General features: G+C 33.4%; 8 protein-coding genes and 1 pseudogene. All 9 read right to left on the bottom strand.

The annotated features are described in order from the left end of the window. A partial coding sequence (locus GMD1S_RS11970; RefSeq protein ID WP_008282507.1) for a pyrimidine dimer DNA glycosylase/endonuclease V occupies positions 1 to 137 on the bottom strand: 137 nt, incomplete at its 3' end. Next, positions 121 to 525 (bottom strand): YbgA family protein, encoded by a 405-nt coding sequence (locus GMD1S_RS09610; protein WP_000435150.1) that lies wholly within the window; start codon positions 523 to 525, stop codon positions 121 to 123. The genes GMD1S_RS09610 and GMD1S_RS11970, both read right to left, overlap by 17 nt. A gap of 92 nt (positions 526 to 617) precedes the next feature. After that, entirely contained in the window at positions 618 to 2,219 is a 1,602-nt protein-coding gene (locus GMD1S_RS09605) for a type I restriction-modification system subunit M (protein ID WP_000450455.1), read from the bottom strand. 43 nt (positions 2,220 to 2,262) lie between these two features. Beyond that, positions 2,263 to 3,018, bottom strand: coding sequence for a hypothetical protein (locus tag GMD1S_RS09600; RefSeq protein ID WP_000255407.1), 756 nt, complete (start codon positions 3,016 to 3,018; stop codon positions 2,263 to 2,265). 18 nt (positions 3,019 to 3,036) lie between these two features. After that, on the bottom strand, positions 3,037 to 4,818 hold the full coding sequence (locus GMD1S_RS09595; protein ID WP_000138469.1) for a P-loop NTPase fold protein: 1,782 nt from the start codon (positions 4,816 to 4,818) through the stop codon (positions 3,037 to 3,039). Between the two features lie 28 nt (positions 4,819 to 4,846). Beyond that, positions 4,847 to 6,043 (bottom strand): haloacid dehalogenase-like hydrolase, encoded by a 1,197-nt coding sequence (locus GMD1S_RS09590; protein ID WP_001113489.1) that lies wholly within the window; start codon positions 6,041 to 6,043, stop codon positions 4,847 to 4,849. Between the two features lie 29 nt (positions 6,044 to 6,072). Beyond that, on the bottom strand, positions 6,073 to 7,290 hold the full coding sequence (locus GMD1S_RS09585; RefSeq protein WP_000042200.1) for a restriction endonuclease subunit S: 1,218 nt from the start codon (positions 7,288 to 7,290) through the stop codon (positions 6,073 to 6,075). Continuing rightward, positions 7,283 to 11,239 carry a YobI family P-loop NTPase gene (locus GMD1S_RS09580; protein ID WP_000410316.1) on the bottom strand — a complete coding sequence of 1,319 codons (3,957 nt, stop codon included), beginning with the start codon at positions 11,237 to 11,239 and terminating at the stop codon, positions 7,283 to 7,285. Before GMD1S_RS09580 ends, GMD1S_RS09585 begins: the two co-directional genes overlap by 8 nt. Positions 11,240 to 11,370: 131 nt before the next feature. Then, positions 11,371 to 11,562, bottom strand: a pseudogene (locus GMD1S_RS09575) (hypothetical protein); the annotation flags it as partial.

Here is an 11,562-nt window from a genome sequence, read left to right as displayed (position 1 = left end):
GAGTGGGTAAAGACATAGTCCACCGTCGCATGCTTTCTGCCCCAGCCATTGCCACGCAGGGCGCAGCACTCTCGATGTTGCCCCAAGAGCTGCGGACGGGGAAGTTGTGAAATCAAAGCCTCATGCCAAAGTCTCATGGGTGTCTCCTTTCAGTAAAGTCGAATGTTGCAAGTAGGTATTGGGATAGCGATTAAGCAAGTCTCGAGTCTTAGCAATCAAGTCTTCCTTGGAAGCCTGACCAAAGCGATAGCGATCAAGCAAGAGCATATAGTCCTTGCGCTCAACATCTGTCGCTTTCTTTTTGAAATAGCCCCAAATATGCTGAAAGGCATTGCAAACCTGACCCCTGTGTTCTGGGATCTGGCAGGCACGGTCAATCATCTCTTGAACCTGACTCAGCTCCACCTGTTCATTCTTCAAGTATTGGCGAATCTCATTGTAAATATTGCTGGAATGGCTCAAAACGAGGTATTTGTTTCTAGCCCAGAGTTGTTGGCACTGGGATTTTTGGTTAATTTGTTCCATGTTTCTCCTTACTTTCTATCCGTTTCCAGGAAATATGGAAACAAAGTTGTATCCTAAAAATGAGCGAATTATGAGCGAATCAATTACACTCATCACCCTTTAAAGTTTTTCAAAAACTCTTTGAGCTCAGCATCAGCTTCTGGTGTGGTTCCGTGGAGTTGGTTCAACATTTCAAGTAGAGAAGCTGTTTGGCTTTCGATAGCTTGATTTGTCTCGTTAATCTTGCTGACGATATCAGTTAGTGGTTCAACTTCTTCTTCCTCAAAGGTATCTACATAGCGAGGGATATTGAGGTTATAGTCATTTTCGACAATTTCTTCATAGCTCGCCAGATGGGCAAACTTATCCATCTCCTCACGAGACTTGTAGGCTTCCAGAATCTTCTCGATATGGGCATCCGTCATGATATTTTGGTTTTTGCCCTTATCAAACTCCTTAGAGGCATCGATAAAGTAGACATCACGATTGGTACGATTCTTTTTGAGAATGATAACCGTAGTCGGAATGCTGGTGTTAAAGAAGATATTGGCTGGTAGACCGATAACCGTGTCAATAGCTCCTTCTTCTAACAAGGCCTTGCGAATGGTTCCCTCCGCATTGCCACGGAAAAGAACACCGTGAGGAAGGACGATAGCCATGACCCCATTATCCTGCTTGAGGTGGTAATATCCATGCAGGAGAAAGGCAAAGTCAGCCTTAGACTGGGGTGCCAGTTTCCCAAAAGGAGAGAAACGAGGATCATTCAGGAAGCCAGAGCTTGCTGACCACTTGGCAGAGTATGGAGGGTTCATGAGAACACCGTCAAAGTTGGTCGGTTCCTGTGTCGGCCAGTCTTCATCCAGTGTATCGGCATTGTGGAGAAATTGATTCTCAACTGGAACCCCGTGTAGGATCATATTCATCCGTGCTAGGTTATAAGTCGAGGTATTGAGCTCCTGACCAAAGTAGACAACTGTCTGCGGTTTATGAGAATATTTCTTGGCATTAAGCAAAAGAGAGCCAGACCCCATAGTCGCATCATAGATAGTAAAACCTAGCTGGTCTTCACGACCCAAAAAGGCAATCTGAGTCATAAGCTTGGCAACAGGCTGAGGCGTATAGAACTCACCAGCTTTCTTACCCGAGTCAGTCGCAAACTGACCGATCAGATACTCATAGGCATCCCCCAACATATCACCAGCATGACCAGCCACATCTAGCATAGCCAACTCTTTCATGACCGCTGCTACCGTTTGGTTTTGCTTTTGCGGAGTCGCCCCTAGCTTTTTAGAGTAAAGGTCGATATCTTCAAAGAGGTTTTCATAAAGGTCGTCGCTTTGCTCGATATCACGAAAACCTTGAGCTAGATCTTCCAGCTGGAAAGTTCCCTCATTGACACGTGCTACCAGAGCCGTAAAGGTCAAGTGTGGCTTGATGATGTAGTTAAGCTCATCATTCATAACAGAGACCAGATCCTCATGGGTATCCGCATCCTCGTAGTAGTTACGATAGACCTCAAGGGCATCCTCAAGACTATCCGTCCCCTCTTCCATGGTCTCCGCCACGAAAAAGAGCATCTTGTCAGACAGGTACTTATAAAAGACCATGCCCAAAAGATAGGACTTGTAGTCATTGGCATCCATCTTGGAGCGGAGAACATCCGCTGAATTCCACAGGGCTTGGTAGAGCGACTGGGACGTTTGTGTTGTTTCCATAATGTTTCTTTCTAAGTTTTGCAATTTATTTTTAAACAAGCATTCATTTATAACAAATCACTTCATTTTCAATCGTTTGAATCAAATCTAAAGGAATAGAAGAGACTGGAAGTTGATAAACGATATTTTTTCGAGGGTTATAAAATCCAAGATTTTCGATAGACAGGAAGTCAGGGTCAAAGGAATGTAGGCCCATGATATAGTAGACAAGGACTTGTAGTGTATGGTCTTTATTAGGAGCTGTTTTAGTCACCTTAAAATCCCACAGTGTATCCTTGGTCAGAAAATCTCCATCACCCTTATCAATCGTATCTGTATAGCCTCCCAAAAAGTTAAAACCATCCTTTACCAAAGGACCATAGAGGTCGAAAAAGCAAAGACTTCGTTCTACCATGATACGAATATTCTCTATCGTTTCTGCATCTACTATAATTTCCTCAAAAGGCTTATAATACTGTTTCCCTGCACGATAAACAACATCAAAAGAAACCAAACGACACGCACTTTCTATCGATAAATCGTCCAATCCTGTCACCAAATCGAGCAGTGCTTCTGCTAGGTCTCCCATACCAACCATCTGAGCTCCCTTTAGAGAAATTCTGAAAGCATCATGGGCTTCTGTCCCTTTCATAAAGCGTGTCAAGTAGTCCACACAAATCCCCACTAAACTAGGAGATAAAGACTCTACAGGATGCAGAACTCTATGGTCTTCGAACTGCTCTACTGAAAATAATTTGATGGGCAGATAACCACCTCGAGGTTGCTGAATGTCTTTTATACGTTGTGTTACTGATACCATGGCAACTCCTTTTAGCTTTTAATCTTCGAATTTGAATCCTTCTTTTTCAAGTTCGTTTAATCTTTCCTTAATACTTCCTTTTAAGAAAATAATATCTTCTTCGTCAGCATAAGTGTTAAAATCTTTTACAAAAATATATTCTTTATTTTTAGAATTATACCCAGGTTTATTCTGATCTTTATTACTTATAAATCCAAATTCTATCCAAAAACGGAGGAACTCTTCTGTACTTAGTTTCATTATGGCTCCCCAGATAGTATTGCTCCATTCATAAAATTGAAGTACTTTATCTAGTTCATACAAGTGAATCAAAATTACTATATATTTCCACCTGTATGATGGAAATTCTTTATCATCAGGACTTAATCCTGTATTAACACCTTCCATATCTTGATATCTAAAAATTTTATGTTTGAAAATAAAATAGAATATCTCGCTTACATCTGTTTTACCTAAAACACTCTTTAAAAATAAATAAGTCTTTTTAACTAATTCAATATTCACATCTTGAGTCCCTATCCTATATTCAGGAATTTCAGTCTTAACCTTCTTCTGCAAAATAAGATTTACTAGCAAGTTATCTTCACTGTGAGTTGATACTTTTAAAGCATTTGAAAACAATAAATCTTGTTGTTGATTAGTTAGTTTTTCGTATTCTCCATTGATAAAATCTCGGAAATCATTCTGTGAAAGTAAAATTTCATTAGAAAGCTGTCGTTCATCATCAATAATCTGAATCAATTCTCCAGTGAGTCTATTTGATGGTACTTCATTTATAAGGTAAGCTTCCTTATTTAAAAAATAACAACTAGGATATGAATTATTTTTTTCAAATAAAATATTATGAAGTTCTTTTAATATTAACGTTTTATTCGGATCTAATTTAATAGATCCTTTATCTTTCTTTAGACTTTCATAAAATTTTGGATAATATAGAAAAAGATATATAACAACAAGTTGTTGCTCAATTTGAACATATTTCTCTTTATTACGTCCAATCAATTCTAGATTAACATAATCATTAAAACGTTCTCTGTCTCGTAAATTTCTTTCATCTGTTATGAACGCCCTCTTAAATCCATCAGAAAGCTTTATTTCTAATCTCTTTTCCAATTGTTCGAAATAATCACTCCATATTTTTGTAGGATGGAGAACAAATGGCAACTCAATTCGTCGATCTATAATTTTTGAAAGATAATTACTCTCACTTCTATGGATTATCTCTATATCTCCAATAAAAATAATCGGAAGTTTTCCATTGAGTAAACTAAACAGTTTATAACTTGCTTCCTGTTGAGCTGGAGTCATCCTGTCAAAGTCGTCAACAACCAAGATTTTCTTCCTACATGAAAGATAATTTTTAGTCAACAACCAGCTATAAATTCCATCTGATTTTATTTTCAAAAACTGATGGATTGCAACTATTAAAGCAATTACTCCTGCAAACAAAACAACCCAATTAGGTACATAAGCACTTAGACCCAAATCAACTACATTAGTCATTAGGATTGATAATGCAATGCATAGAATTACAATTAATCTTAAGCCCCAATAAACAAATGGATGTAACCTCGCAAAAACTGTCTCTAGAGTTGATCGACTGTCATTTAATCTCCAAAAATCAATGATTACTAGTTTAACTTGTTTTGTATCGTCGACTTCTTTAAGAAAGGTAGACTTACCTGATCCCCAAGTACCATTAAGAAAATATGTCTTATTTTCTCTTAATAAATTTGCAAAATTTTTCGATGCAGTTGCGGTATCAATTTGATCTAATTTTATAAAATTATTTTCCGTCATAACCTACCTAATAATTCTCATCTACAATTTAAGATTCAAATTTTTGTTGAATATTTTCAACTTTGTCTCTAATTAACTCATCAGTATTGCTACCAAGTTGTTCAATAAGATACTGGTAAAACTTTTTAATATCTGGATCATTTAAAATATGCCATACCTGTGTATTTACTAGTGCAATTTCTAAGAGATCTTCCAATTCTTCATATTTCCAACTAGTATATTTTGATAACTTCTCAACAATAGCATGAGTATTTTTGAAACTACCACTACTTTCTAATGAGTTGATTAAATCTAATTTCTCTTGCTCTTCTTTTGGTTTAGCTTGTTCGATAGCTTCTTTTTGATTATTGTACTTTTTCTCATACAGTTTTTCATTGTATACAGTTTTATCAATAATCAATTTCACTAGTTCGTCAAGCTCACTACCCTCTGAATAGTCTGCAGGAGCAAAGTAAGAAATACGATTATCTCTCATCATTTTATAGACTTTATTCTTTGCCTTCAGTTCATCTTTTTCATCTGGATTAAAAACACCGACAGAATATCCACCTTGAGAATTCACCAATTTCATACAAGGAATATCTGTATCGCTATCACCTAAATAAATCATATTTCGAAATGGAACTCTGATTTCGTCAGGTGCGAAAGAATCATTAACCGCTTCATCATTAACATCAAGAACACCCTTTGAGATACGAAAAAGAAACTGTGTCTTATTAGTATAATTCACTACTTGAGCAGGCCAGACAGCAACTCCATCATCATCAAAATAGAAAGAAGTTGCGTATAGTTCTTTAAACTCTTTTGCAATTGTAGTTCCTTCTATCATCTCTTTTAAACCTGAAGATATAATATAATGCTCGACAATGATCCCTTTATCATACCCGTAGTCTCTTATGCGTTTAAACCAATCCTCTACTCCAGGAAAAAGTGCAACCTGAGATCCATACTCAGCTAACTTCTCTTTTGTAAAGACGATTTGCCCACGTGCTTTTTTCTTCATTGTATACATATAAGCAAGGTTCTTATCCATATTATTTGCCGTGGCACGACCATTTGACTCCTTCCAAAAATCACCAATCATATCGCTACCTTCTGGTTGTACTGTTTGGATATATCCTTGAGCCTGCATATTATCTGGAGAAAGTGTCTTATCAAAATCATAGCAAAGTGCAATAACAGGTCTATCTGTTTTCTTTTCACGGTTAAAAGTTGTATCTGGCATAGTTAGCCCCCCTTCAGTTAAATAAAACGTTAGATAAACATTTCCTGCAAGAGTTTCTTTTTCAGAGTCTCAAGCTGAGAAATTTTTTCTCGATAAGAATTGATGAGATTATCGAGGTTAGAGAAGTAAGCGCCGATGGCTTGTTGTTCAGGGAGAGATGGGATAAGTACTTTTTTCGATAGTAATTCCACTTTAGTAATACCCTTTATTGATGTCCCTTGAAGTTGGTTAACCTCCTTTTGAAGTAATCTATATAGCAAATATGCTGTGAATTCTATATTTGATTTAAGATTTGAGAGTGATAAAAAATCTTGACTTGTTGCGTATTCATGACGCATCACTGCTAACTTCCCAACTCCAACTCTCGTAACAACCGCAATTGAATCCTTTGGAATTATTTTGGCTGATGAATTTTCCAATCCTTTCTCAGAAATACTTTTTTGAACTTTAATCTCAAATAGACAATTTATCCCTAAGTCAGATGACTGAATCCAAGGAATATCCCCATCCCAATATTCCTGAACATTTGTTTTTGGAGTGCCACCACTTTGAAAGTCATCAGCTAAATCATTAATTTCACGAAGCTCCCACTCACCTTCAAAACCATCCAAACGAATCTCAGGAACCGTCTGTCCAGCTTTGGGAAACATTTTGGCAAGCACGGCAACCTTGAAAGATTGGTAGTTGGCTAGATTGTCCTTGTAGCAGGACAGAAGGTCGTCGAGGGTGCGGAATAGGGAGCCGATGGCGGATTGTTCTTCTGGACTAGGAACTGGAACCTTGGTATTACGAAGCGTTTCTAGCCCCAAAAATTTTTGAGTATTCCCTGCCATTTCAATTTGAATATATTTATTGAATAAGTTCGTTTTTAAATATTGCAGTAAAAATTGATTTTGTATTTTTCCACCATTTTTTATCAATCCAACATTTTTTATAGAAAATCCATCTATTTCAACTAAAACTGGCTTTCCTATTGTACCAATTAGCCCAAGTAGAATATCCCCTACTTCTACTTTTGAACGTTTATTTATCTCATTATAATCTGACTCAGAAATTAATGATACATCATTTAGATTTAGTCCAGAATCTGTTAAATTCTTTGAAGTTACTAAAGGATACCCATTGTCAATGTATTTTGGAGATGAGTGAGTCCCATCTCGAACGTCTTTGACTTCTTTTAATCTTGTATATGACCAATGATTTAAAAAACTCTTAAATTTTATTGGAGTGATACTATTTTTACTCATGATTTTCTCCCAAGCTATCTTTAAATTCGATCTGTTTCGTCCTAAATCCATATAGCTTTAGTACAGTTCCTTCACCTCCGGACTTATTAGATATCAACTCCCTTTTCTTTAAGTAATCGAGTAGTTTTTTATTAAATTTAGAATTCGGTACCTTCGCATCCTGATTCCCTTTTCCACCATTACTTTCATTTTGGTTTAATTTTTCAAAGGCAGCTTCCCATTTAGTATAGTTATTATCATTGATTTGTTCCTTCAAAATTTGCATAATATCCGGTAATTCTAATAAATCTAAATACTCACCTAATAAATCTAGCTTATCTATTTTGATTCTATTTTCTGAAACAGAAATTAATTTTTCTAAAAGTTTTTTCTTATGGTCAGCTGAGACATCATTCGAATTCAGGATTGATTCATACAATGAATAACTAATTCCTTCTTCATCCAACTCTATAAATTGTTTTATATATTTTTTAACTATCTTTTGTATATTTTCTTGAAGCTGTTTGTCACCTTCATCAAAAGTATAGTTGTCTATTAAATATATAAAATAATCTTCGTTATAATGATTATCTAATAGAAGTGCTAATATTTTTAAATCTATTTTTTCTTCAAATTCATTCTGTTCATATAGAATTTCAAGTTGTTCTATATCAATCTGTTCTTTGTTAAAATTCAAATAATCATTAATATTATAAAGAATAAAGAAACCTATGAGTTCGGAATATTCTTCCTTTATAAAATCTATATTAATTTTGTTAAAATCAATTAGATGTTGAGACATTAGATCTTGGAGTTGATCATTATCTATGCTCTTATCGTCAAAAATTTCATAGTAAGGAATTCCTATATCTCTGAGTAGCTGTATTCTTATAGTTTTCTTTAATCCTAAGGATTTTATGATAAACTTTTGAAATTTTTTGCCAATTTCTTCCTCTAAGTTTTGATAAATATTATTATCCAACCTAAAATTAGTACTCTGATTAATAAAGTCTACTAAATTAGTATCTCCTTCATTGTTTTGGCTAAAATATTCTAAAACAATTTCAGTATTCACTTCTGCTTTTTTAGTCTGAACAAGATTTTTTACTAGTAATTCTCGATTTTCACTAGATAGATCATTGAATTTATCTTGAGTATAAGTTATATAAAACTCTGGGATACTGGAGATAATTTTTTCTTCTAATGTAACGTTTTTAATTTTTTCGTCATTATCTGAGTCGTCAGATTCATCACGTTCTAATGTTTCCTGAGGTAATTGATAATTAAATACAACATTATTATTCAATAATTGTTCAATATACTCAGGTTTATCACGCATCTCTCCCTCTGATAAAGTAATATACATTAAAATATACTTTAGGAATTCTTCATCAGAAGATTGACAATAATCTAGTAAAGGTTTTAATCCATTTTGACCAGTCATGATTTCATAATTTTTATGTTTTACATCTGATAACTCTGTGCCCATATCAGAATACCGTTCCATGAAAAATAGTACATTATATTTGCAAATATCGTATAAGCGATTCTTATAAATATAATTCAGCACATTTTCCTCATATCCTGAACTCTCAAAATCAAATTCCTTAATTTTAAAATCTATAGCCGATAAATTGTATTTAAACTTCTCAAAATCACAATAATAATTTTGAAAAATATTAAGAAAAACCTCTTGTGTCATCTCTAGATATTTAGAAATTTGTTCTTTTGTTTCTTTTGTACAATCGTACAAATCAACTAAATTCATTAAAGATAATATCAATCTTTTATCAACCAAATTACTATGTTTTTGGCGAATATACTCATTGAAGAGTTCCGAGTTATGATGTAGCCATTTTATCAAAAACACCCTTATATCACGCTCTGAGAAAAACGATTTATTTTCAACATCTAATCTAAATAATTCGTTATAAAAGTCCAGTAAAAATTCCAAAATATTATCTTGGTGAAAGATTAATTTCAACTTCTCATTATGTTCGTTTGCATATAACAGAAATCTAAATAAATCATAATTTAACACATTACTACTTTTATAATTTTTTAATTCTAAATAATTAAAGATTTCATCAAAATTTTTTAGAGAAATATTATATTTATTCTGTCTGCCAGAAATTACATTTCTTAAATATTCTTTTTCTTCTACCGTTATCGTATTCTCATAGAAATAATTCAAATAATCTTGATAGCTCTCATCAATATAAGTATTTCTAATTAGGAAAGAAATTATTGAGAATTGAGGATTCTTTCTTATTTCTTCTGTAAAGTCACTTTTAAAATCATCAATATCTTTAGCATATTGATAAACGTCTGATAATCTATAGCTGTCTAGTTCACCAAGTTCATCATTTATTTTCTTAATTTCTTCTCTTAGTTTTTCTATTATTTTTTTATTTTTAGTATTCTTTAAACGCTCTTGAAATTCCGGAGTATTCCTACTAGGAAATAAAGAATCAATATCCTCATTTCGTTTATATTGATTATACTCCGCATCATGATAACTATCAAAGGAATAAATTTCACTATCTCCTGCAATTAACTCTTTTATGTAATCATAACGTGTTGAAAAATCTTTTTCAAATTTTCCATTTACTTTAATTATTTTTCTTCCAGACGGTATTTTTAAGATAGTTCCATATAATTCAACTTCATCGTTTAAATGTTCTTCCTCAGCATTCTCTATCTTTCTCTCCAAAGCATTTTTCTTATTATTTAACTCCTCTCTAAGATTTTTTAATGCTATTTCTTTTGAGTTCAACAATTCATATAAATACCCTTGATTTCTTTGCAAAAGTGAAAAATCTTTAGGGAAAATATTCTTATAGACTACCATTGAAAAAATTTTCTCACGCTCTAATGGTAATTTACTCAATGTTTCTTTATAGGTCAGATACTCATTACAAATATTATTGATTAATCTCATATCGTCAAGATATAAAGAAATATTAAATAAAAACGTCTTGTCTAACCTAGTGTATTCCCTCATTTCTGTCAGCAATTTTTTTAAAATATCATGAGAATTAGAAGCGGTTACGACAGGAACTACAGGTATAATAAAATCAAAAAACTTCGTTCTCTCTTGTGATTCAAACAAATCATCCTTTACAAGATAGAAAAACACCAGCTTGGACTCGCCACATATCTTTCTTTTTCTATTGATAACTATATTTAATTCCTTCAATTTTTCAAAAATTCTAGAATCATTAAAACGTTCAATATCTTCAAATACTATAACATCCGCTTCAGACTGCTTAAACAAATAAAGTACATCATCTAAATAGCGATCAAAATAAGATACCCTTGAACTTTCATTTGAGAAGATTTCAATATCAGTTTCAACTTTTTCTGCCTTTAAGGATAATTTTTTGATAAAACCAAAATCTTTTTGTAGCTTCAGTAAAAAATAAATTCCATATACAATTAAAATAAATAAAGTTATTAATACAAGAAGAGAAATAATAGGTTTCGTAGTCCAAGATAACCAACAAAAGTTATGAACCAATTCACTCCATGAAGAAATATTAAAAAGATACAAAGATAATAGTATGGTTAAACTTAGATACAGTGTAATATTGAGAGGGTTGATCTGTGATTCAGCATCAAGAGTTTTAAAAATGGATTTCCTTATTTTGTTAGGATCTATTTGATGAAGCAATTGATTAATTATTTTCCCTTCAATGGTATTAATTTCTCGCTTATCAAGTCCATTTTTTTCACTACTTTTTATTTCATCATATTGCCCCAAAGAAATATGAATGAATTTTGTCTTTTTACGTTTTTCCTCAAAACTCTCAACAACACTACTTTTTCCAGCTCCATAATTACCAGTAATAGCTACATTTGTTACTTCCGAATTATTGTCAATCGCAAACTTAAGTGCTGCTAGTGTTATCGGCTTTATTTCAACATCTTTATTTGAAGTAAGTGCTCTAAACTTATATTCTTTTTCCATTAACTTTTCTATTTCCTTACGATTATTATATTCTTTTCATCTATGTATACCATTATATCAATTCTTACTGAGTATATAAAGCTTTTATACACAAAATAACCCCTTAGAAATCAATTCCTAAGGGGTTGGTTTTATCCTGCCACTTGTGTCGCTTCTTCTGTTTTCGCTTTCTTCTCCTTCTTATTGAAACCAGTCAATCGTCGCTTACTATCTCGGATTGTATTCAGGTCTTTAAGGAGTTTAGTCAGGTGTTCTTTTTCTGGATAGGCTTCTGCGCTGGCTGCGGTATAGCGCATAAAGAGGTCGTAGATGCTGGTTAGTTC

The sequence above is a fragment of the Streptococcus sp. GMD1S genome (assembly GCF_000296875.1).
GTDB lineage: Bacteria > Bacillota > Bacilli > Lactobacillales > Streptococcaceae > Streptococcus.
This window is presented reverse-complemented; position numbering and strand designations above follow the sequence as displayed.

Bases quoted from the DNA above. Each gene is read 5' to 3' on its own strand.
- GMD1S_RS09610 (WP_000435150.1), bottom strand. From the start codon at position 525: ATGGAACAAATTAACCAAAAATCCCAGTGCCAACAACTCTGGGCTAGA.
- GMD1S_RS09605 (WP_000450455.1), bottom strand. From the start codon at position 2,219: ATGGAAACAACACAAACGTCCCAGTCGCTCTACCAAGCCCTGTGGAAT.
- GMD1S_RS09600 (WP_000255407.1), bottom strand. From the start codon at position 3,018: ATGGTATCAGTAACACAACGTATAAAAGACATTCAGCAACCTCGAGGT.
- GMD1S_RS09595 (WP_000138469.1), bottom strand. From the start codon at position 4,818: ATGACGGAAAATAATTTTATAAAATTAGATCAAATTGATACCGCAACT.
- GMD1S_RS09590 (WP_001113489.1), bottom strand. From the start codon at position 6,043: ATGCCAGATACAACTTTTAACCGTGAAAAGAAAACAGATAGACCTGTT.
- GMD1S_RS09585 (WP_000042200.1), bottom strand. From the start codon at position 7,290: ATGAGTAAAAATAGTATCACTCCAATAAAATTTAAGAGTTTTTTAAAT.
- GMD1S_RS09580 (WP_000410316.1), bottom strand. From the start codon at position 11,239: ATGGAAAAAGAATATAAGTTTAGAGCACTTACTTCAAATAAAGATGTT.